This is a genomic window from Methylobacterium oryzihabitans, assembly GCF_004004555.2.
Classification (GTDB): Bacteria; Pseudomonadota; Alphaproteobacteria; order Rhizobiales; family Beijerinckiaceae; genus Methylobacterium; species Methylobacterium oryzihabitans.
This window is the reverse complement of sequence record NZ_SACP01000001.1, coordinates 427,688-448,321: the sequence shown is the minus strand read 5'-3', so window position 1 is coordinate 448,321 and position 20,634 is coordinate 427,688. Positions and strand designations below refer to the sequence as shown.

The window sequence follows — 20,634 nt, the reverse complement described above, 5'->3', positions numbered from 1 at the left end:
ACGACCGTCTGGGCCATCAGACTCACAGCGACCCCATCACGTCGCCCCGGAACCCGTACACCGCCCGCCCGCCGCCCAGCGGCACCAGCGACACCTCGCGGGTCGAGCCGGGCTCGAACCGCACCGCGGTGCCGGGGGCGATGTCGAGGCGCTGGCCGCGGGCCTTGTCGCGGTCGAAGCGGAGTGCCGGGTTGACCTCGAAGAAGTGGTAGTGCGAGCCGACCTGGATCGGCCGGTCGCCGGTGTTGGCGACCTCGATCAGCGTGCGGGGCGCCCCCTCGTTGAACACGATCTCGCCGTCCGGCGTCGTCACGGCGCCCGGCACCTCGGCCGAGGGCGCGCCGCGGATCGGGTGGTGCACGGTGACGAGCTTGGTGCCGTCCGGGAAGGTCGCCTCGACCTGGATGTCGTGGATCATCTCGGGCACGCCCTCCATGACCTGATCGGCGGTGAGCACGCCGGCGCCCGCCTGCATCAGCTCGGCGACGGTGCGGCCGTCGCGGGCGCCCTCGACCACGAAGTCGGTGATGAGCGCCACCGCCTCGGGATGGTTGAGCTTGACGCCCCGGGCCAGACGGTTGCGGGCGACCATCGCCGCCATGGCGACGAGGAGCTTGTCCTTCTCGCGGGGGGTCAGCAGCACGGTCGGTGTCCTCGTTGTCGCGGGTGACGCAGGGATGGCCCATCCTTCACGCGGCCGGGCGGTCAAGCAAGACGCGAGCCGGGATTTCAGGTCTGCCAGACCCGCGGCAGCGGGCGGGCGCGAAACCCTTCCAGGATCCGGATCGCGGCGACCCGCAGGCCGCGGATGTCGCGGGCGAGCAGGCGGAGCACGAGGAACCCGTTCCAGGCGCTCGCCCCGGCCTCGACCGCGAGATCGGGGCATCCGGCGGCCTCGATCAGGTCGCGGACCGCGTCGAGGCGCGACTCGGCATCGGGCGCGAGATGCAGCAAGGTCGCGCTCGCCCGGGCGCCGCCGGCCAGCGCCGGCCGCGACAGGTGGTCCGAGAGCGGGCCGTCGAGCCGGAACGAATCGGCGTAGACGAGCCGCCCGCCGCGGGTCACCCGCCAGTCGTCGCGCACGGCGCCGTGGGTCAGGACCTCGCCGCGGGCGGCGCGGCCGAACACCATCGCCTCGAACACGGTGAGCGTGGCGCCCTCGGCGCAGGCGGCGTCGAGACGGCGGTGCAGCCGGACGCCATCGTACAGGATCGTCTCCTGCGGCAACCACGCCAGGGCCGCGCCGTCGGCGACGGTCAGGGCGACGTCGAGCCGGGTCGTCGGTCCGTCCGACCGGTAGATCTTTTCCGCCGCGGTCGAGGTCAGCACGAGGTCGGCGCCGGGGGCGAGATCGGCCTCGACCCGGAAATGATCGCCGCAGGCGATGCCGCCGGCGCTGTTGAGCAGAACCGCCTCCAGTGGGCCTGGGGCGGTGCGCGGCAGGCGCAGGCGCAGCGGGCCGGCCTCGGCGAGGTCGGTCAGCCGCGTGGCGCCGCCGGGCATCCGCGCCGCCGCCATGGCGACGCGGCCCTGGGAGCGCTGACGCTGCGGCCAGGACGGCGAGGACTCGCTCGGAGAGGAATCGGTCAGGGGCGTCGGCTCCGCGGGCCGGACGCGGCCCTGCGTCCCTGCTTAGAGCGTGGCCGCGGGCCGAAACGCAAGTCCCGGCCTCGTGCGAAGAGACTTCAGAACCAGCCGACGCCGTAGGCCGGCACCGTGTCGGTGTTGTAGGGCCCCCAGGCCGGTCCCCAGGTGGAGCGCCGCGGCGCCGCGTGGCCGCGCGCCCCACCGGGGAACGGGGCGGTGCCGCTGGCGAAGCCGTCGCCATAGGCGTAGCCGACGGCGCTGTAGCCGAAATCGATCGAGCGCGGCGAGGGACCGCCGTCCTGTTGGATCGGGGCTTCCACGACCACGCGCGGGCGCCGCCACACGGCCGCGACCCGGCGGCGGGGGGCGGCGCGGACGACGCGGCGCGGCGCGACCCGGCAGGCGCAGACCGGCCCGGCGACGATCCGGGCGGGCGGCGCGGCGAGCGGGACGTCCGGCGCGAAGGCGAGGGGACCCGGATCGGCGGCGAGCGCCGCGCCCGCGGCCAGCGTGCCCGCGGCGAGCCCGAGAATCATCGTGCGGATCGTCATCACGCTCGTCCCAGAGAAACCCGATCGGCCGGTGCCGACACCTTGGCCGTTTCCCATGGACAAGCCGCAAGCCTAACGTTCGGTTCCGGGAGCGGGCGTGCCCGCGGGCACGGTTACCGCTTCGCTACCGGCCCCGATTGCCGAGGCGGCGCCGCGCGCCATCTCGCCCCGACCGATGCGAGCCCGGGGACGACCGATGAGCGACCTGCCGCCGTTCTACGACGACCTCGACGCGACCCTCGCCGAGGCGTGGCGCCTGCTGGCGGACGGGGCGGCCCACCGCCGCGGCGCCTTCCACACGCCGTCCCTCGCCACGGTCGGGCTCGATGGCCGCCCGCGCCTGCGCACCGTGGTGCTGCGGGCCGTCGACCCGGCGCAGCGCCGGCTGCGCTTCCACGCCGACCGGCGCTCCGACAAGGTCGGGGAGATCGCCCGCGACCCGCGCGTGTCGCTGCACGTCTACGAGGCCGGCGCCAAGATCCAGGTCCGGATCGAGGGGGTGGCCCGGCTCCACCACGACGACGCGGTGGCGGACGCCGCCTGGGCGGGCTCGCGCCCGATCAGCCGGGCCTGCTACGGCATCGCGCCCGGGCCCGGCACCCCGCTCGACGCCGGCGGCGGCTACGCCATGCCGGAGGGCGACCCGGGCGAGGCCGGGCGGGCGCAGTTCACCGCCGTCGCGGTCGCGGTCGAGCGGTTCGATGTCCTCTACCTCGCCCATGCCGGCCACCGCCGGTCCCGGTTCGCGCTCGGGAGCGAGGGTGTCCGGGGCGAGTGGATCACGCCGTAAGGCTCACCCGCCCGGCGGGCCGGTGCGGGCCTCGAGTTCGTCGATCAGCCCCTGGAGCGCCGCCGGCACCGGTTCCTGGTTCTGGACCGCGTAGATCGTGCGCAGGTGGCGGCCGATCTCGCCGAGGGACACGCTGCCCTTGACGATGACCCGCTCGGTGTCGCGGCCCAGGCGCTCGCGCTCCTCCGGGGTGATGTCCTTGGCGGTCAAGACCACCACCGGCACGTCGCCGTCAGGCCGGGCGCGCAGGCGCGACAGGAACGCGAAGCCGTCCATCACCGGCATCATCAGGTCGAGGAGGATCAGCGACGGGCGCTCCTCGTCGAGGCGTTCCAGCGCGATCGCGCCGTTCTCGGCCTCGTGCACCGTCCAGCCGTCGCGGGCGAGGCTGCGGCGCAGGCGGTCGCGGGCGTCGGCGTCGTCGTCGACGAGCAGAACCGTCCCGGCGGTACCCGGCGATCGGTAGCGGTCCATCACCTCCTTCAGGTGGTCCCAGTCGATCGGCTTGACGAGGTAGTCGGTGGCGCCGAGCGCCCGGCCGAGCCCCTGCTCGTTGACCACCGAGGTCATGATGACCGGGGTGCCGGCGAGATCCGGGTCGCTGCGGATCGCGTGCAGCACCGACCAGCCGTCCATCCGCGGCATCTCGATGTCGAGCAGGATCGCCCGGGGCTTCAGCGCCCGCGCGAGGGTGAGGCCGGCGCGCCCGTCGCTGGCGGTGCGCACGCGAAACCCCTCCCGTTCGAGGAAGCGCGAGAGCAGGTCGCGGGCGGCCGGGTCGTCGTCGACGAGCAGCACCACGTCGTGCCGCTCGGCCTCGGCCGCCTCGGCGAGGGTCGCCGCGACCTCCTGGTCGCTCGCCTCGCCGTCGCCGTCGACGAGCACCACCGGCAGCCGGATCGTGAAGGCCGAGCCCTCGCCGTGGGTCGAGGTCACCGCGATGTCGCCGCCCATCCGCTGACAGAACGCCCGCGTGATGGCGAGCCCGAGCCCGGTGCCGCCGAACTGGCGCGTGGTGGATTCGTCGGCCTGGGAGAAGCGCTCGAACAGCCGGCCGATCTGCTCCTGCGTGAGCCCGATGCCGGTATCGATCACCGAGAACGTGATCCGGTCCGCGCCCTCGTCCGTGTCGCGGCGGGCCCGCAGGGTGACGGTGCCGTCCTCGGTGAACTTGGCGGCGTTGCCGAGCAGGTTGACGAGGCATTGCCGGATCTTGGTCTGGTCCTGGTGCATCGCCCCGAGGTCGTCGGCGAGGTCGAGGACGAGGCGGTTGCGCTTCTTGGCGACGAGCGACTCGGTCGCCGCCACCACGTCGCCGACCATCGCGTCGACGGAAAAGTCCTCGGCCGCGACGGTCATCCGCCCGGCCTCGATCTTCGAGATGTCGAGCACGTCGTTGATGAGCCCGAGCAGGTGGCGGGCCGAGGCCTCGATCTTGCGCAGGTCGGGCAGCAGGGCGGCCTGGCCGAGATCCTCCAACTCCTCGCCCAGCATCTCGGAATAACCGATGACGGCCGAGAGCGGCGTGCGCAGCTCGTGGCTCATGTTGGCGATGAACTGGCTCTTGGCCCGGTTGGCCGCCTCCGCCGCCTGCCGGGCCTGCTCGACCGCCGCCTCGGCCTCCTTGCGCTCGGTGATGTCGGCATGCATGCCGACCCATTCGCGGATCGTGCCGTCCTCGCCCTTCACCGGGGCGGCGCGGACGTCCATGTGGCGCCACGCGCCGTCGCGGCGGCGCATGCGGTACTCGACCTCGTAGATCGTGCGCGTCTCGACCGCCCGCGACCACACCTCGGCGGCCCGCGCCCGGTCGTCGGGATGGAGCGCCTCGATCCAGCCCCAGCCCTGGGCCTCCTCGTCGCTCTGGCCGGTATAGGCGGTCCAGCGCCACTGGCCCGGAGCCAGGGCGCCGGCGGCGTCGGTCGACCAGATGATCGCCGCGGCGCTGTCGACGAGGGCCCGGAATCGCTCCTGCGAGTGGCGCAGGCGCTCCTCGGTGGCCCGCCGGCGGCTGATGTCGGTGTTGGTGCCGTACCATCGCACGATGGCGCCGGCCGCGTCGCGCCACGGCTGGGCGCGAGACAGGAACCACTGGTACGAGCCGTCGCGCGACCGCAGCGGGAACGTGTCCTCCCAGGGCTCGCCGGACTCGAAGGCCCGCCGGAACCGGGCCTCGACCCGGGCGAGGTGGTCGGGATGGTGGACCTTGCGCCAGCCCGAGCCGCGCATCTCCTCGAGGGTGGTTCCAGTGTAGTCGTACCACCTCTGATTGTACCAGAGCAGGTCGCCCCCGGCATCGGCGATCCAGGCCAGTTGCGGCAGCGACTCGGCGAGGTTGCGGTAATCGTCCGCGCGCAGGGATTCGGTCGGGTCGCCGGTCATCGGGCGGGACCGGCGGGCGGAGTGAGGTGGGGCATCCGGGGTTCCGTCGCAGGGCTGGGCCGGGCACGGCCGGCCCGCCGGACGGATATGTCCGGGCGGGCCGGGGTTTCCAGGGCTAAGCAGACTTGCGTTGGCAGGCCACCGCTTCGTCCGCTTAGATTCTTGTTTTGTCGCAGATTTTTACCGCAAGACCGGCAGCCACTTTTGCGGAATCTGCTGAGGCGGACGTCAGCCGATCGTGACCGCCGTGCCCTTGTTCGGCACCACCACCTGCACGCCGCTGCCGTCCATCGCCGCCACGAAGGCGTCGGCGCTCGGGTCGATGATCGGGAACGAGCCGTAGTGGCAGGGGAAGACCGCCTTGGGCGAGAAGAACCGGCGCACCGCGAGCGCGGCGGTCTCGGCCCCCATGGTGAAGCGGTCGCCGATCGGCACCATCAGCACGTCGGGGCGGTAGAGTTCCTGGATCAGCGCCATGTCGCCGAAGATGTCGGTGTCGCCCATGTGGTAGACGGTCGGCTCGCCGGGAGCGCGCACGACGATGCCGTTGGGCAGGCCGAGCGGCACGGTGACGCCGGCCTCGCTCATCCCGGCCGAGTGGTCGGCCCGCACCAGGGTGACGCGGAACTCGCCCTGATCGGTGGTGCCGCCGGTGTTCATCGGGTCGAGGGCGCTCACGCCCTTCGAGCCGAGCCACATGCACAGGTCGTAGTTCGTCACCACCTTGGCGCCGGTCTCGCCGGCGATCTCGACGGTGTCGCCGACATGGTCGCCGTGGCCGTGGGTGACGAGGATGTGGGTCGCGCCCGCCACCGCCTGGGCCCGGTCGCCCTCGAAGGCGGGGTTGCCGGTGAAGAACGGATCGATCAGGACGTGCGAGGATCCGAAGTCGAGGCGGAAGGCGGAATGGCCGAACCAGGTGATGCGCATGGCGGAGTCTCCGGACAGGACACCCGCAAGGTAGGCCGGGGAGGCGCCCTGTGAACCGGGAGGATGCCGCGGCGTTCGTCGCCGCCGCCGGCCCGGCGACGCGCCTGCTCGGGCTCGACCTCGGCACCCGCACCATCGGCCTCGCCCTGTCGGATGCCGGGCGCCGGATCGCCTCGCCGCTGGAGACGATCAAGCGGGTGAAGTTCACCCCCGACGCCGCGAGGCTGGTGGAGGTCGCCGGGCGTCACGCGATCGGCGGGCTGGTGATCGGCCTGCCGCTCAACATGGACGGCAGCGAGGGGCCGCGGGCGCAATCGACCCGTGCCTTCGTGCGCAACCTCAAGCCGATCCTGCCGCTGCCGGTGCTGCTGTGGGACGAGCGCCTGTCCACGGCGGCCGTCACCCGCACACTACTGGAGGCGGATGCCTCGCGGGCCCGCCGGGGCGACCTCGTCGACAAGCTCGCCGCCGCGTACATCCTCCAGGGGTGTCTCGACGTGCTGGCGGACATGGCGTGGGAGGATCCGGCGCCGGAATAGGGCTCTGTGGCCGGCAGTCACTGCGCGCGAACCTTTCCCCTCTGCGCATGGCTGTGCAGGTAGAAGAAGTGGCGCATCTCCCCTCTCCCGAGTGGGAGAGGGGGATCCCGCGCTTGATTTTGAAAAGAATTTTCCCCGGATAGCCCTGCCGCATAGGGGGAGAGTTCAGGCTCGGGGACCGGTCCTCACCGCAGCGACACCGTCCCGCCCCCGTGGCGCGTGACCAGACCGTCGAGTTCCAGTTCCATCAGCAGGCCCGACACCGTGCGCGCCGGCAGGCCGGCGAGGCGGGCGAGGGTGTCGGTCGGGACCGGGGCCGGGCCGAGCATGGCGAGCAGCCGGGCGCGGTCGTCGTCCGGTCGCGCGACCGGCGCCGGGGCGGGCGGCTCGCCGAGGCCGGCGGGCGGCGGCGGCTCGGGCGCCTCGGTGAAGAAGTCGGTCTCGTCCCAGTACAGGTCGGCCTCCGGGCGCGGCCCGTCCTCCATCCGCTCGGGCGCCGGGTCGCCGGCGATCAGGGGCGCGAGCACCGTGAGGACGTGCTCGGGCGCCGCGCACAGGGTGGCGCCCTGGCGGATCAGGTCGTTGGTGCCCTCGGCGCGGGGATCGAGGGGCGAGCCCGGCACCGCGAACACCTCGCGGCCCTGCTCCAGGGCGAAGCGGGCGGTGATGAGCGAGCCGGAGCGCCGCGCCGCCTCGACCACCACGGTGCCGAGGGCGAGGCCCGAGATGATGCGGTTGCGCCGGGGAAAGTCGCGGCCGCGGGGCTCCCAGCCGAGCGGCATCTCGGCCACCACGGCGCCGCCATGGTCGAGGATGCGGTCGACGAGGCCGGCATGGTCGGCGGGCGAGATGCGGTCGTGGCCTCCGGCCAGGACCGCGACCGTGCCCGAGGCGAGCGCACCGCTGTGCGCGCGCAGGTCGATGCCGCGGGCGAGGCCCGAGACGACGACCAGTCCCTCCTCGCCGAAGGCGTGGGCGAGGCGCTCGGCGAAGGTCAGGCCGGCGGCGGAGGCGTTGCGCGAGCCGACGATCGCCACCGCGGGCCGGCGCAGGGCGGCGACGGTGCCGCGCACGGCGAGCAGCGGCGGCGCGTCGTCGGTGGCCTGGAGCGGGGTCGGATAGTCGGGCTCGCCGGTGGCGACGAAGCGCACGCCGAGGCGGGCGGCGGCGGCGATCTCGCGCTCGGCGTCGCTGCGGCTCGGGATCCGCACGCCCTTGCCGCGGGCCCGGGCGAGGCCCGGCAGGGCGTCGAGGGCGGCCCCGGCGCCGCCGAAGCGGTTGACCAGCCCGCGGAAGGTCCGCGGGCCCACCCCCTCGGCACGGATCAGCCGCAGCCAGTCGAGGCGCTGCGCGTCGGAGAGTTGCATCCCGCCTGCCCCCTGGCATCATTCGCCGAAATGGTCGCCGTTTCGGCGGCAAAAATGATGCTTAACCGTAAGCAAGCGGGATTGCGTGACGCAATTCCGCTTGGTTGGGGGCGGGGTGCTGGTCAGCCCTTCTGCCCGATCCGCCCTTCGGTGCCGTCGAGGAGCCGGCGGATGTTGGGCGCGTGCTTCCACCATAGCAGGGCGGCGAGCAGGATGAACAGCAGCGCCGTGCGGGTCTCGCCGGTGGCGGCGAGGACGAGCGGCGTCGCCGCGCTCGCGGTCAGGGCCGAGGCGGAGGAGTAGCGCAGCCAGAACGCGAGGCCGAGCCACAGGGCGGCGAAGACGAGGAGGCCGAGGGGCGACAGGGCGAGCAGCACGCCGATGAAGGTCGCGACGCCCTTGCCGCCCTTGAACCCGAGCCAGACCGGAAACAGGTGGCCGAGGAAGGCGCCGAGCCCGGCGGCCAGCGCGGCGTCAGGTCCCGCGAGGCGGCCGGCGACCAGGACCGGCACGGTGCCCTTGAGGGCGTCGAGGAGCAGCGTCGCGGCGGCGAGCCCCTTGTTGCCGGTGCGCAGGACGTTGGTGGCGCCGATGTTGCCAGACCCGATCGCCCGCACGTCGCCGAGGCCGGCGAGCCGGGTGAGGATGAGGCCGAAGGGAATCGACCCGCACAGGTAGCCGCCGGCCAGGGCGGCGAGGAGGAGCCACGTGCCCGTCATCACGCCGCCTCGTGCCGGTGGACGACGCGGCCGCCGACGAGGGTGAGCAGGGCGCGGCCCTGCAGCCGCGCCTCGTCGAAGGGCGAGTTCTTGGAGCGGGATCTCAGTTCGCGCTTGTCGAGCACGTAGGGTTCGTCGGGGTCGAACAGCACGAGGTCGGCGGGCGCGCCGGGGGCGAGGCGGCCGGCGGGCCGGCCGAGCAGGGCGGCGGGCGACGACGACAGGGCGGCGAGCAGGCGCGGCAGCGGCACCGCGCCGGCATGGACCAGCCGCAGGGCGGCGGCGAGCAGGGTCTCAATGCCGAGCGCCCCGTCCTCGGCCTCGGCGAAGGGCAGGCGCTTGGTCTCGACGTCCTGCGGGTTGTGGTCGGAGACGATCACGTCGATGACCCCCTCGGCCAGAGCCGCCACCACCGCGCCGCGGTCGGCCTCGTCGCGGAGCGGCGGCGAAAGCTTGCAGAAGGTGCGGTAGCGGCCGATGTCGTTCTCGTTGAGGACGAGGTTGTTGATCGACACGCCGCAGGTCACCGGCAGCCCGTCCTCCTTCGCCCGCCGCACGATCTCGACCGAATCGGCGCACGAGATCATCGCGGCGTGGTAGCGGGCGCGGGTGAGGCGCACGAGGCGGATGTCGCGCTCCAGCAGGATCGTCTCGGCCTCGCGCGGGATGCCGTGCAGGCCGAGGCGCGAGGCCATCTCGCCCTCGTTCATCACCCCGTCGCCGACGAGGTCGGGCTCCTCGACGTGCTGCATCAGCAGGGCGCCGAAGTCACGGGCATAGGTCAGGGCGCGGCGCATCACCTGGGCGTTGGTGACGCCCTTGAGGCCGTCGGTGAAGGCGACGGCGCCGGCCTCGGAGAGAAGGCCGAACTCGGTCATCTCGCGGCCGGCGAGCCCCTTGGTGATCGCGGCGGCCGGCAGGACGTTGACGCTGGCGGTGTCGCGGGCGCGGCGCAGCACGAAGTCGACAATCGCCGGCCCGTCGATCACCGGGTTGGTGTCGGGCATGCACACGAGTGTCGTGACGCCGCCGGCCGCGGCCGCCGCGCTGGCGCTGGCGAGCGTCTCGCGGTGCTCGGCGCCGGGCTCGCCGACGAAGGCGCGCAGATCGACGAGGCCGGGGGCCAGCACGTGGCCGCCGCCGTCGATCACGGTGGCGCCTTCTGGCAGGGAGGCCGGCCGGCCCCAGTGCACGTCGGCGATCACGCCGTCGCGGACGAGGACGGCGCCGGGACCCTCGCGGCCGGTGGCAGGGTCGAGGAGGCGGGCGTTGGTGAGGAGGGTCGTCATCGGGGCTGAGGATCTGTCATCGTGGCGCTGTCGCGACGGCGGATCGCGTCGGAGACGGCATCCAGGGTGAGTTGCGGATTGCCGAGGAAGTCGTCGTTGGTGAAGCGGAGCACGGCGAAACCCTGGCTTCGCAGCCACGCGTCACGGGCGGCATCGCGCTTCCGCCGCTCCTCGGTCTCGTGCGATTCGCCGTCGAACTCCACCACCAGACGGGCCGAGGTGCAGAGGAAATCGACGATGTAGGGGGCGACCGGCACCTGCCGCTTGAACTTGTGGCCGTCCAGGCGACCGGCCCTGACCTGGGTCCAGAACAGGTCCTCGGCCCGGGTCGCGAGGCGACGCTGGCCGCGCGCGAAATGCCTCAGACGAGGGGAGACCGGATTGCGTTTCTGGTCCTCGTCCATCGCCGGCGATCTCCACGTCAAACCCGGGTCGTCTCCCTCCCCCCTCTGCGGGGGAGGGTGCCCCGCGGATGCGGGGCGGGAGAGGGGACGCCGCTTCCGGATCTGGCTCGGCAGCCTTGTAGGGCGCCCCCCTGGATCAGCGTCGCGCTCCCCTCTCCCGGCTCGCTCCGCTCGCCACCCTCCCCCGCAGAGGGGGGAGGGTTGGGCGCCTCACGCATTCGGCAGGTGGGTGGCCAGCGCTTCCAGCACCGCCATCCGCACCGCCACGCCCATCTCGACCTGCTCCCTGATGAGGGATTGCGCCCCGTCCGCGACCTCCGACGAGATCTCGACGCCGCGGTTCATCGGGCCGGGATGCATCACCAGGGCGTCGGGCCTCGCCTCGCGCAGCTTGTCGCCGTCGAGGCCGAAATAGCGGAAGTATTCCTTCACCGAGGGCACGAACGAGCCGTTCATCCGCTCGCGCTGGAGCCGCAGCATCATCACGATGTCGGCGTGCTTCAAGCCGGCGCGCATGTCGGTGAACACCTCGACCCCGAACCGCTCGATGCCGGGCGGCAGCAGCGTGGACGGGCCGATCACCCGCACCCGGGCGCCGAGCGCCTGGAGCAGGATGATGTTCGAGCGCGCCACCCGCGAATGCAGGACGTCGCCGCAGATCGCCACCACCAGCCCCTCGATCCGGCCCTTGTTGCGGCGGATGGTCAGGGCGTCGAGGAGCGCCTGGGTCGGATGCTCGTGGGCGCCGTCGCCGGCATTGACCACCGCGCAGTCGACCTTGCGGGCGAGCAGGTGGACCGCGCCGGCCTGATGGTGGCGCACCACGATGATGTCGGGGCGCATGGCGTTCAGGGTCGCGGCGGTGTCGATGAGCGTCTCGCCCTTCTTCACCGAGGACGAGGCCACCGACATGTTCATCACGTCGGCGCCGAGGCGCTTGCCGGCGAGCTCGAACGACGACTGCGTCCGGGTCGAGGGCTCGAAGAACAGGTTGATCTGGGTGCGGCCGCGCAGGGTGGCGCGCTTCTTCTCGATCTGCCGGCTGATCTCGACCGCCTCGTCGGCACGGTCGAGCAGGGCGGCGATGTCGAGGGGTGACAGGCCCTCGATGCCGAGCAGGTGGCGGTGGGGGAAGCCGGGGCGGGTCGCGGTGCTCATCCTGAGCGAAGGGCTATAGGAGCGTGCGCGAGGCCCCGCAAGGACGAGGACCTGCGATTTGACATCCGGCCGGCCTTCACCCACTTCTCCCGGGCTGCGGCCCTCCCTTGAGGTGCCGCGCGCCCGCCCAAGTCGAAGATCGCCCGGAAGCGGTGTGCTCGGAAAGAGGCAAGCCGTTCATGAAAGTCGTCGTCGTCGAGTCGCCGGCCAAGGCCAAGACGATCAACAAGTATCTCGGCCGCGACTACGAGGTGCTGGCCTCGTTCGGGCACATCCGCGACCTGCCGGCGAAGGACGGTTCGGTCGATCCCGAGCAGGACTTCCACATGCTGTGGGAGCTGGAGGATCGCGGCGCCAAGCGCGTCTCAGAGATCGCCAAGGCGGTGAAGGGCGCCGAGAAGCTGATTCTCGCCACCGACCCCGACCGCGAGGGCGAGGCGATCTCCTGGCACGTGCTGGAGGCGCTCCAGGCCAAGAAGGCGCTCAAGGACGTGCCGGTCGAGCGCGTGACCTTCAACGCCATCACCCGCGACGCGATCCAGACCGCGATGGCCCAGCCGCGGGTGATCGATCAGGCGCTGGTCGACGCCTATCTGGCCCGGCGCGCCCTCGACTACCTCGTCGGCTTCAACCTGTCGCCGGTGCTGTGGCGCAAGCTGCCGGGCGCCCGCTCGGCGGGCCGCGTGCAGTCGGTGGCGTTGCGCCTCGTCTGCGAGCGCGAGCGCGAGATCGAGACCTTCAAGCCGCGGGAATACTGGTCGCTCGTCGCGACGCTCGCGACCGAGGCCGGGGCGGTGTTCGAGGCCCGCCTCGTCGGCGCCGACGGCAAGCGCATCCAGCGCCTCGACGTCGGCACCGGGGCCGAGGCCGAGGCGTTCAAGCGCGACCTCGAACTCGCGGTGTTCTCGGTCGCCTCGGTGGAGGCGAAGCCCGCCAAGCGCCACCCGCAGCCGCCCTTCACCACCTCGACCCTGCAGCAGGAGGCGTCGCGCAAGCTCGGCCTCGCCCCGGCCCAGACGATGCGGATCGCCCAGCGGCTCTACGAGGGCACCGAGATCGGCGGAGAGACGGTCGGGCTCATCACCTATATGCGGACCGACGGCGTCGACATGGCGCCGGAGGCGGTCGCCGACGCGCGCACGGTGATCGGCCGCGAATACGGCGAAAAGTACCTGCCGGCGGCGCCGCGCAAGTACAGCACCAAGGCCAAGAACGCCCAGGAGGCCCACGAGGCGGTGCGCCCGACCGACATGGGCCGGCTGCCGAAGGAGGTCGGGCGCTACCTCGAACCGGAGCAGGCGAAGCTCTACGAGCTGATCTGGATCCGCACCGTCGCGAGCCAGATGGAATCGGCCGAGCTGGAGCGCACCACCGTCGACGTGCAGGCGATGGTCGGCCCGCGGCGGATCGACCTGCGCGCCACCGGGCAGGTGGTGAAGTTCGACGGCTTCCTCACCCTCTACCAGGAGGGCAAGGACGACGAGGAGGACGAGGAGACCCGCCGGCTGCCCGCGATGGCGGCGGGCGACGCCCTGCGCCGCGAGCGCATCGCCGCGACCCAGCACTTCACCGAGCCGCCGCCGCGCTATTCCGAAGCCAGCCTCGTCAAGCGGATGGAGGAGCTCGGCATCGGCCGGCCCTCGACCTACGCCGCCGTGCTGCAGGTGCTGCGCGACCGCGAATACGTCCGCCTCGACAAGAAGCGCCTCGTGCCGGAGGACAAGGGCCGCCTCGTCACCGGCTTCCTCGAGAGCTTCTTCCGGCGCTACGTCGAGTACGACTTCACCGCCGACCTCGAGACGCAGCTCGACCGGGTCTCCAACGACGAGATCAACTGGCGCGAGGTGCTGCGCGAGTTCTGGCGCGACTTCTCGGCGGCCATCGCCGGGACCAAGGAACTGCGCACCTCCGAGGTGCTGGAGGCGCTCAACGAGCTGCTCGGCGAGCACATCTTCCCGCCCAAGCAGGACGGCGGCAATCCGCGCGCCTGCCCGAACTGCGCCTCGGGCCAGCTCTCGCTCAAGCTCGGCAAGTTCGGCGCCTTCGTCGGCTGCTCGAACTACCCGGAATGCAAGTACACCCGCCAGCTCGCGGCGAGCAGCGTCGAGGGCGACGGGGAGGGCACGTCCGGCGAGGGCGGCCAGCCCGGCGTACGGGTGCTCGGCACCGATCCGGCGACCAACCTGCCGGTCAGCGTCCGCGACGGCCGCTTCGGGCCGTTCGTGCAGCTCGGCGAGGCCGGCGCCGAGAAGGGCGCCGAGAAGCCGAAGCGCTCGTCGCTTCCGAAGGGCGTGTCGGCGGCCTCCCTCGACTTCGAGACGGCGCTCAAGCTGCTGGCGCTGCCCCGCGAGGTCGCCCGCCATCCCGAGACCGGCGAGCCGATCCTCGCCAATCTCGGCCGCTACGGGCCCTACGTCCAGCACGGCAAGACCTACGCCAATCTCGGCCGTGATGACGACGTGCTGGAGATCGGCGCCAACCGCGCCATCGACCTCATCGTGCAGAAGGAGCAGGGCGGCGGACGCGGCCGGCCGGCGGCCGATCCGGGCCGGCCGCTCGGCACCGACCCGACCAACGGCAACGCGGTCACGGTGAAGGCGGGCAAATACGGTCCGTATGTCACCGACGGCGAGACCAACGCCACCCTGCCGAAGGGCACGAGCGCCGAGGCCGTCACCCTGGAGGAGGCGCTGCCGCTCCTCGCCGCCCGCCGCGAGGCCGGCGGCACCAAGAAGAAGGCTCCGGCCCGCGGCGGCGCCCGCAAGGCTCCCGCCAAGACGACGGCCAAGTCGACTGTCAAGACGGCGGCCAAGGCGGACGGGGACGCGGCGCCGGCCACCAAGAAGAGCCCGGCCGAGAAGCCGGCAGCCAAGAACCCGGCAGCCAAGAACCCGGCAACCAAGAAGCCGGCAACCAAGCCGACCGCGGCCAAGAAGGCGGTCGCCGGCGAGTAGGGGCGTGAACGGGAGGAAGGGGCCGGAGGGCCCTTCCTCCCCGTTGGTTTATGCCAGGACGAAGTTCGCGGCCGAGAGCGCGCCGAGTTGCACGCCCTGAAGCGTCAGCGCGTCGCCGCCCCCGTAGGCGATCACCACGTCCGCCCCCTCCTGACGGCTCGCCGCCTGCACGGCCGCGAAGTCGGCGAACACCCCGCCGTTGAACGCGATCACGTCGGCCTCCGACCCGCCGGGCACGAAGTCGAGGATGCGGTCGCGCCCGTCGCCGCGCCCGAACCCGAAGATGTCCGCCCCCGCCCCGCCGGTCAGCACGTCGTCGCCGCTGTTGCCGAACAGGAGGTCGGCTCCATCGCCGCCCTCGATCGTGTCGGCGCCGGCCCCGCCCGAGAGGTCGTCGCCGCCCTCGCCGCCGAACAGCCGGTCCTCGCCCGTCTCGCCGCGGACGAGGTCGTTGCCGGCGTCGCCCGTCAGGTAGTCGTTGCCGGTGCCGCCGTAGACCCGGTCGTCGCCGTCCTCGCCGTAGACGCCGTCGTTGTCGTCGTCGCCGAACAGCAGGTCGTTGCCCTCCTCGCCGTGGACCTCGTCGTTGCCCCACCCGCCCGAGCCGAAATCGTTGCCCGAACCCGTGCCGAGGAAGTCGTTGCCGTCCTGGCCGAGCACGAGGTCGTTGCCGGCATTGCCGAACAGGACGTCCGCGCCCCCGGCTCCCGCCAGGGTGTTGGTGCCGGCATTGCCGGTCAGGCGGTTGTCGGCGCCGTTGCCGTTCGCCCCGCTATCGCTGTCGCCGGTGAGGAGCGCCGACTCGATGCCGTCCGGCAGGTCGATCGTCCCGGCGCCGCCGTAGCGCACCAGATCCGACCCGCCGGTAGCGAGGCCGTCCGAGAGGCCCCCGGCATCGAGGAGGTCGATGGTGCGTCCGGCGGCGTCATCCGTCACCGTCGCGACCTGCTGCACCTGCACCAGCGTCGATCCGTCGCCGTCCCGCGCGGTCACGAACCGGGTGCCGACGGGCGCGGCGTCGATCGCAAGGCTCGCCGCCACGGCGCCGTCCTGCGTCAGGCTCAGGCGGCCGGCCGCGGCGTCGTAGGTCAGCGTGCCGTCGCCGTAGGCGACATCCTGCAGGTCGATCCCGTCCCACAGGCCGAAGCCGCGGATGCGGTTCTCCGGCAGGGCGCCCGCGCCGATCTCCAGCGTCTGCGCGCCGGTGCCGAAGGTGATCGCGCCGGTGCCGGCCCCGGTGGCGCTGCCGAGGACCAGGGTCGCCGAGCCGTTCAACCAGGTGCCGCCGGCGTAGCTGTTGTCGCCGGTGAGGGTGAGGGTGCCGGATCCCGTCAGTTCGAGCCCGCCGGCCCCCGTGATGGTGAGCGGGGTGAGGTTGTAGGAGACGTCGCTGTCGAGGGTCGGGCTCGCGTTGGGCAGCAGGTCGACGACGAGGTTGGCGCCGTGCCCGTTCACCGCCCCGGGAAGCGTGATGCTGTCCTCGAGATGCGCCGCCGCGACGGTCAGCGCCGGCGTGGTGCCCCCCGCGCTGACTGTGTTCCACGAATCGTACCTGTTGGCGTCGAAGCGGAACTGCTGGATCGTCCCGGTCTCGTCGACGCTGAAGTAGATTGCACCGGTGCCGAGGCCGCCGGTCTTGGCCGTCGCAGGCGCCGTCTCCGGCAGGACGTAGTCGCGGCTGTCGGCGAAGTCCTGGCCATAGCTCGGATCGCTTCCGAGGCGGGCGTGGGGCACGTCGCTGGAATCGACGACGGGCAGGAGGTAGATCGCGTAGGACCGGCCCGAGGCATCGCTGCCGAGTCCCGTCATCAGGTTCGCGTCCAGGGCGTCCGCTCCGGCGGCCTTGTAGAGAACCGCGTCGCCCGAAACCACCATGACGTGGCCGGTGTCGTTGGGTTTGGTCAGCGACTCGGTCGTATGGGCGTCGGTCTTGCCCGGGTCGGTGTAGATGCCGAGAGCCCAGGCCAGGATGTCGCCGGCCCGGAGCTTGCCGATCTCGGTCACCTGGGAGAAGCCGTTGGCGGTGTTCGCCAGCGTCTCGAAGAAATGCGTGTGGACGTAGGCCTGCGGCCACGGTTCGAGGGATTGCTGGAGCGAGAGCGCGCCGGAGCCGTAGGGATGGACCGTCTGGTTGAAGATCGGGTCGTCGCGTTCGGCGCTGATGACTGCCGCGTGGATCGGCGAGACCGACGAGAGGGCGTAGTTCACCCAGGTCGAGCAATCCACGTACGACATGAACTGGCCGTCGGTGCCGAACCCGATATTCGGTGGGGTGTTGGCGATGCCCAGCGTCTTGTCGTAGTCGTAGGCTGTCTGCCGGTTCGCATGCACCAGTTCAGCGGCGGCGAGAGCGAATGCGGACAGCTGATTTCCGATCGCCGAAGAGGAGGCGGGAGTCTCTGAACCGATGGACATCGAGGACCTTCTCGCGCGGCGCGGGCCGATCGCCGGTGCCGTCTGGTCGTCACCTTCGGGGCGGGCGGTGTGCGAAGCGTGAAGGTGCGCGGATCTCTCGTGTCCTCGTGAATCGTCGGTGAAGGATCCTCCGCGTCACTCTTCTCCGAGATCCCGGGTGAGCAGCGCCAGCACCAAGCGGACCTCGTCCAGGCCGGCGGAGAGGCGTCCGTCGAGGCTCAGGGTGGCAAGGCCGTGCACCATCGCCCAGCAGCCGAGGGTGCGCGCCTCGCGGTCCCCGGGCGAGAGTGCCGCGACGCGGCGCGCGAGCACGCCGTAGGCGCCGTCGCCGGCCTCGCGCGGGATGCAGGCGGTGTCGCGGGCGGCGAACATCAGGCGGAACAGGGCCGGGTGCCGTGCCGCGAAGGCGATGTAGGCCAAGCCCTGCGCGACCAGCGCATCGGCGCCCCGCGCCGAGTCGTCGGCGGCCTCCAGCTCGGCCTGCAATGCGCGAAAACCCTCCTCGGCCACCGCGCCGAGCAGCGCCGCCTTGTCGGGGAAATGGCGGTACGGCGCCATCGCCGACACGCCGGCCGCCCGGGCGACGCTGCGCAGGCTGATCTCGGCCGCCCCGTCGCCCAGCAGCGCCATCGCCTCGCGCACCAGCACCCGGCGCAGATCGGTCCTGTCGCTCTCCACCTGTTTACACCGTAAACGTTCCGACCTATGCTTACACCGTAAGCAAGGAAGACCCGCCGATGCAACCCGCCGCCCTGCGCGAGACCGTCGACCTGTCGGGCCATCCCGACCTCGTGGTGATCCTGCTCGGGCTCAGGCTGCGCCGCGTCCGGGCGTTGCGGGCGCTGCCCGATCTTGGCCGGGGATTGTCGGCGATCCGGCGCGATCCGCCGGACGGGCTGCTGTTCGACCAGCGGTTCCTGTTCGGCTGGAACCACATCGGCATCCGGCAGCACTGGCGCGACTTCGACAGCCTCGAACGGTTTACCCGCGAGGCGCCGCACGGCGTGTGGTGGAAGAGCTTCCTCAAGGACCCGCAGGGCTGCGGCTTCTGGCACGAGACCTTCAGCGCCCGCGGCGGCTTCGAGGCGATCTACGTCGAGATGCCCGACCGCCAGGGCCTCGCCGCCTTCGCGCCGGTCCGCCGGCCGGTCGGCCCGTTCCTGTCGAGCCGCGAGCGCCTGCGCGACGACGCCGACCGGCGCGTCCGCTAACCAGACTTGCGTTGGCAGGCCAACGCTTCGTCCGCTTAGTGTCTTGTTTCGTCGCAGATTTTTGCCGCAAAACCGGCAGCCACTTGTGCGAAATCTGCTTTGGGGATCCGGTGCGTCATTCCGCGGCCGTTCCCAGTCGCGCGCCGGCGCGGTAGAGCCCCGCCCATGACCACCGCCGTCCTGACACCCCGAGCGCCGGCCGCCGCCGGTTTCCGAGCCGAGGCCGCGCCGCGGGCGCACCGGGCCGTCAAGATCTGGCTCTACACCCTCGCGGCCCTCGTGGTGGCGATGGCGGCGGTGGGCGGGGCGACCCGGCTCACCGGATCCGGGCTGTCGATCACCGAGTGGAAGCCGGTGACCGGCGCGATCCCGCCGCTCTCGGCCGAGGCGTGGGCGCAGGAATTCGCCAAGTACCGGGCGACGCCGCAGTACCAACTCCTCAACGAGGGGATGAGCCTGTCGGACTTCCAGTTCATCTACGCCTGGGAGTGGGGCCACCGCCTGCTCGGCCGGGTGATCGGCTTCGCGTTCTTCGTGCCGTTCCTGTGGTTCTGGTGGCGCGGCCGGATCGACCGCCGCCTCGCCCTCGGGCTGCTCGGGCTCGGGCTGCTCGGCGGCCTCCAGGGGGCGGTCGGCTGGATCATGGTGGCGTCGGGTCTCCAGCCCGGCATGACCGCGGTGGCGCCGGTCAAGCTCGCGATCCATCTCACCCTGGCCAGCGCGATCTATGCCGGGCTGATCTGGCTCGCCGCGGGGCTGGGCCGCGACCGCGCCGGAGGCGCCCTGCCGGCGCGTCTGAAGACGGCCGCCCTCGCGCTGGTGCCGCTGGTGCTGCTCCAGATCGCACTCGGCGGCCTCGTCGCCGGCTCCAAGGCCGGCCTGACCTACAACACCTGGCCGCTGATGGACGGCGCGGTCATCCCGCCGGCCTCGACCCTGTTCGCCGGCACGCCGTGGATCGAGAACTTCTTCGACAACGTCGCGCTGGTGCAGCTCAACCACCGCCTCGTCGCCTATGCGCTGCTCGCCGCCGCCCTGCTGCACTGGCTCGACGCCCGCCGCGCGGCGCCGGGCGACCGGGCTGGCAGGCGTGCCGCCGGCATCCTCGGCCTCGTGGTCGTCCAGGCCCTCGTCGGCATCACCACGCTGCTGCTGGCCGTGCCGCTCTGGGCCGGCCTGCTGCATCAGGTCACCGCGATGCTGGTCCTCGGCATGGCGGTGGCCCATGCCCGGCTGAGCCGGACCGCTCCCGCCGCGTGAGCGTGCGGGGCGGGGGCTCCGCCCCGCCGGGGGCGGCATCCCGCCCCGGTTCCGGTCGGTTGCCGTTCAGCTCGCCTCCCTTAACTTCCGTTGAAGCGGAGGCCGTCCCCGCCCCGGGGCGCCGGCCACGCTGGCGCGCGGAGGACGGCATGCAGGTTCGCGACCACGCCCTTCCGGGGCCCGTCCCGCTCTTCGCGGCGGACGGCAGGCCGCTGTCCCTCAACTGGTCCTACACCCGGCCCGAACTCCTGGCGGACGGTGCCGTCCACGTCGTCGGCGTGTCGCTCGGCGTCGTCGGGGCCCTGGTGCTGGTCGCCAGCACGCTGCTCAGCGGCCTCGCGGCGACCGAGACGGCGGCGGTGGCGGTCTACGCCGCCGGCCTCGTGGCGATGCTGTCGGTCTCGGCGGCCTACAACATGTGGCCGATCGGGCGGCGCAAGTGGCTGCTGCGCCGGGCCGACCACGCCACGATCTTCCTGATGATCGCCGGCACCTACACGCCCCTGGTGGCGCTGGTCGGCAGCGGCTTCGCGGTCTGGCTGCTCGCCGGAATCTGGCTCGTGGCGACGGCCGGGGCGCTGGTGAAGCTGACGCTGCCGGGACGCTTCGACCGGCTCGCGATCGGCCTCTACCTCGCCCTCGGCTGGAGCGGCCTGATGGCCTATCCCTCGGTGATCGCCGCGCTGTCGACCCCGGCCCTGTGGCTGCTCGCCGCCGGCGGCCTGCTCTACTCCGCCGGGGTGATCTTCCACGTCTGGCGCGGGTTGCCGTTCCAGAACGCGATCTGGCACGGCTTCGTGCTCGCGGCCGCCGCCTGTCATTACGGTGCGGTGTTCTGCAGCGTCATCGACGTGGCGGCGTGAGCAGCCATCTGCGCAGTTGTTTCATAGTACGTGCCGCGCGAAGCGCCCTTTTCCCGGGCGACCGGAGCGTCAGCGGAAGGAGATTCGGGATCCAGACGTCAGATGTGCCGCGAAGCGGCTCAGCCTGACAGCGCTGTCGCCCTATATAGACGCTTCGCGACGTCTTGTGCTGGATCCCGGGTCGCATTCCGCTGGCGCTGCATGCGCCCGGGAAA

The 20,634-nt window shown here is 72.2% G+C and carries 18 protein-coding genes; 6 read left to right on the top strand and 12 right to left on the bottom strand.

The window, feature by feature from the left end:
* Positions 1 to 22: 22 nt before the first annotated feature.
* The 3 genes from EOE48_RS02085 to EOE48_RS02075 form a co-directional block, all read right to left on the bottom strand.
* A complete protein-coding gene (locus EOE48_RS02085; protein WP_127727102.1) occupies positions 23 to 643 on the bottom strand; it encodes an urease subunit gamma in 621 nt (206 codons plus the stop codon).
* A gap of 86 nt (positions 644 to 729) precedes the next feature.
* On the bottom strand, positions 730 to 1,518 hold the full coding sequence (locus EOE48_RS02080; RefSeq protein WP_127727101.1) for an urease accessory protein UreD: 789 nt from the start codon (positions 1,516 to 1,518) through the stop codon (positions 730 to 732).
* A gap of 167 nt (positions 1,519 to 1,685) precedes the next feature.
* Positions 1,686 to 2,138, bottom strand: coding sequence for a hypothetical protein (locus tag EOE48_RS02075; protein WP_127727100.1), 453 nt, complete (start codon positions 2,136 to 2,138; stop codon positions 1,686 to 1,688).
* 196 nt (positions 2,139 to 2,334) lie between these two features.
* On the opposite strand from EOE48_RS02075, the gene EOE48_RS02070 reads away from it, so the two are divergent.
* Complete coding sequence (locus EOE48_RS02070) at positions 2,335 to 2,928, top strand: pyridoxamine 5'-phosphate oxidase family protein (RefSeq protein ID WP_127727099.1); 594 nt, start codon at positions 2,335 to 2,337, stop codon at positions 2,926 to 2,928.
* 3 nt (positions 2,929 to 2,931) lie between these two features.
* Here the strand turns inward: EOE48_RS02070 and EOE48_RS02065 are convergent, their stop codons facing one another.
* Positions 2,932 to 5,310, bottom strand: a complete 2,379-nt coding sequence (locus tag EOE48_RS02065; RefSeq protein WP_127727098.1) for a hybrid sensor histidine kinase/response regulator — start codon at positions 5,308 to 5,310, stop codon at positions 2,932 to 2,934.
* A 228-nt stretch (positions 5,311 to 5,538) separates the two neighbouring features.
* Positions 5,539 to 6,240 carry a metal-dependent hydrolase gene (locus EOE48_RS02055; protein ID WP_127727097.1) on the bottom strand — a complete coding sequence of 234 codons (702 nt, stop codon included), beginning with the start codon at positions 6,238 to 6,240 and terminating at the stop codon, positions 5,539 to 5,541.
* A 50-nt stretch (positions 6,241 to 6,290) separates the two neighbouring features.
* Here EOE48_RS02055 and ruvX point away from each other — a divergent pair, with 50 nt between their 5' ends.
* Entirely contained in the window at positions 6,291 to 6,779 is a 489-nt protein-coding gene (ruvX, locus tag EOE48_RS02050) for a Holliday junction resolvase RuvX (RefSeq protein WP_127727096.1), read from the top strand.
* Between the two features lie 185 nt (positions 6,780 to 6,964).
* On the opposite strand, the gene dprA is transcribed toward ruvX, so the two are convergent.
* The 5 genes from dprA to EOE48_RS02025 all read right to left on the bottom strand — a co-directional run bounded on the left by dprA (position 6,965) and on the right by EOE48_RS02025 (position 11,716).
* On the bottom strand, positions 6,965 to 8,146 hold the full coding sequence (gene dprA / locus EOE48_RS02045; RefSeq protein WP_127727095.1) for a DNA-processing protein DprA: 1,182 nt from the start codon (positions 8,144 to 8,146) through the stop codon (positions 6,965 to 6,967).
* A gap of 122 nt (positions 8,147 to 8,268) precedes the next feature.
* Complete coding sequence (gene plsY, locus EOE48_RS02040) at positions 8,269 to 8,865, bottom strand: glycerol-3-phosphate 1-O-acyltransferase PlsY (RefSeq protein ID WP_127727094.1); 597 nt, start codon at positions 8,863 to 8,865, stop codon at positions 8,269 to 8,271.
* Positions 8,865 to 10,154 (bottom strand): dihydroorotase, encoded by a 1,290-nt coding sequence (locus EOE48_RS02035; protein WP_127727093.1) that lies wholly within the window; start codon positions 10,152 to 10,154, stop codon positions 8,865 to 8,867. The genes plsY and EOE48_RS02035 overlap by 1 nt, the downstream gene beginning before the upstream one ends.
* Complete coding sequence (locus EOE48_RS02030; protein ID WP_127727092.1) at positions 10,151 to 10,558, bottom strand: endonuclease domain-containing protein; 408 nt, start codon at positions 10,556 to 10,558, stop codon at positions 10,151 to 10,153. The genes EOE48_RS02035 and EOE48_RS02030 overlap by 4 nt, the downstream gene beginning before the upstream one ends.
* 210 nt (positions 10,559 to 10,768) lie before the next feature.
* Positions 10,769 to 11,716 carry an aspartate carbamoyltransferase catalytic subunit gene (locus EOE48_RS02025; protein WP_127727091.1) on the bottom strand — a complete coding sequence of 316 codons (948 nt, stop codon included), beginning with the start codon at positions 11,714 to 11,716 and terminating at the stop codon, positions 10,769 to 10,771.
* Between the two features lie 179 nt (positions 11,717 to 11,895).
* Between EOE48_RS02025 and topA the strand changes: the two genes are divergently transcribed.
* Positions 11,896 to 14,670, top strand: coding sequence for a type I DNA topoisomerase (topA, locus tag EOE48_RS02020; RefSeq protein WP_127727090.1), 2,775 nt, complete (start codon positions 11,896 to 11,898; stop codon positions 14,668 to 14,670).
* 48 nt (positions 14,671 to 14,718) lie between these two features.
* On the opposite strand, the gene EOE48_RS29685 is transcribed toward topA, so the two are convergent.
* Together EOE48_RS29685 and EOE48_RS02010 are read right to left on the bottom strand one after the other, a co-directional pair.
* Positions 14,719 to 17,001: a hypothetical protein gene (locus EOE48_RS29685; protein WP_187371286.1), complete on the bottom strand. Its 2,283-nt coding sequence runs from the start codon at positions 16,999 to 17,001 to the stop codon at positions 14,719 to 14,721.
* A 219-nt stretch (positions 17,002 to 17,220) separates the two neighbouring features.
* The gene (locus EOE48_RS02010) at positions 17,221 to 17,763 is read right to left on the bottom strand and encodes a TetR/AcrR family transcriptional regulator (RefSeq protein ID WP_246153895.1); all 543 of its coding nucleotides are present in this window, start codon (positions 17,761 to 17,763) and stop codon (positions 17,221 to 17,223) included.
* A 59-nt stretch (positions 17,764 to 17,822) separates the two neighbouring features.
* On the opposite strand from EOE48_RS02010, the gene EOE48_RS02005 reads away from it, so the two are divergent.
* The 3 genes from EOE48_RS02005 (at position 17,823) to trhA (ending at position 20,419) form a co-directional block, all read left to right on the top strand.
* A complete protein-coding gene (locus EOE48_RS02005) occupies positions 17,823 to 18,296 on the top strand; it encodes a monooxygenase family protein (RefSeq protein ID WP_127727088.1) in 474 nt (157 codons plus the stop codon).
* Positions 18,297 to 18,461: 165 nt separating this feature from the next.
* Entirely contained in the window at positions 18,462 to 19,556 is a 1,095-nt protein-coding gene (locus EOE48_RS02000) for a COX15/CtaA family protein (RefSeq protein WP_127727087.1), read from the top strand.
* Between the two features lie 149 nt (positions 19,557 to 19,705).
* Entirely contained in the window at positions 19,706 to 20,419 is a 714-nt protein-coding gene (trhA, locus tag EOE48_RS01995) for a PAQR family membrane homeostasis protein TrhA (protein ID WP_127727086.1), read from the top strand.
* The last annotated feature ends 215 nt before the right edge of the window (positions 20,420 to 20,634 follow it).

Excerpts from the sequence above, each read along its gene's own strand:
- EOE48_RS02080 (WP_127727101.1), bottom strand. The coding sequence starts at position 1,518 with ATGGCGGCGGCGCGGATGCCCGGCGGCGCCACGCGGCTGACCGACCTC.
- EOE48_RS02075 (WP_127727100.1), bottom strand. The coding sequence starts at position 2,138 with ATGACGATCCGCACGATGATTCTCGGGCTCGCCGCGGGCACGCTGGCC.
- EOE48_RS02070 (WP_127727099.1), top strand. The coding sequence starts at position 2,335 with ATGAGCGACCTGCCGCCGTTCTACGACGACCTCGACGCGACCCTCGCC.
- EOE48_RS02065 (WP_127727098.1), bottom strand. The coding sequence starts at position 5,310 with ATGACCGGCGACCCGACCGAATCCCTGCGCGCGGACGATTACCGCAAC.
- EOE48_RS02055 (WP_127727097.1), bottom strand. The coding sequence starts at position 6,240 with ATGCGCATCACCTGGTTCGGCCATTCCGCCTTCCGCCTCGACTTCGGA.
- dprA (WP_127727095.1), bottom strand. The coding sequence starts at position 8,146 with ATGCAACTCTCCGACGCGCAGCGCCTCGACTGGCTGCGGCTGATCCGT.
- plsY (WP_127727094.1), bottom strand. The coding sequence starts at position 8,865 with ATGACGGGCACGTGGCTCCTCCTCGCCGCCCTGGCCGGCGGCTACCTG.
- EOE48_RS02035 (WP_127727093.1), bottom strand. The coding sequence starts at position 10,154 with ATGACGACCCTCCTCACCAACGCCCGCCTCCTCGACCCTGCCACCGGC.
- EOE48_RS02030 (WP_127727092.1), bottom strand. The coding sequence starts at position 10,558 with ATGGACGAGGACCAGAAACGCAATCCGGTCTCCCCTCGTCTGAGGCAT.
- EOE48_RS02025 (WP_127727091.1), bottom strand. The coding sequence starts at position 11,716 with ATGAGCACCGCGACCCGCCCCGGCTTCCCCCACCGCCACCTGCTCGGC.
- topA (WP_127727090.1), top strand. The coding sequence starts at position 11,896 with ATGAAAGTCGTCGTCGTCGAGTCGCCGGCCAAGGCCAAGACGATCAAC.
- EOE48_RS02005 (WP_127727088.1), top strand. The coding sequence starts at position 17,823 with ATGCAACCCGCCGCCCTGCGCGAGACCGTCGACCTGTCGGGCCATCCC.
- EOE48_RS02000 (WP_127727087.1), top strand. The coding sequence starts at position 18,462 with ATGACCACCGCCGTCCTGACACCCCGAGCGCCGGCCGCCGCCGGTTTC.
- trhA (WP_127727086.1), top strand. The coding sequence starts at position 19,706 with ATGCAGGTTCGCGACCACGCCCTTCCGGGGCCCGTCCCGCTCTTCGCG.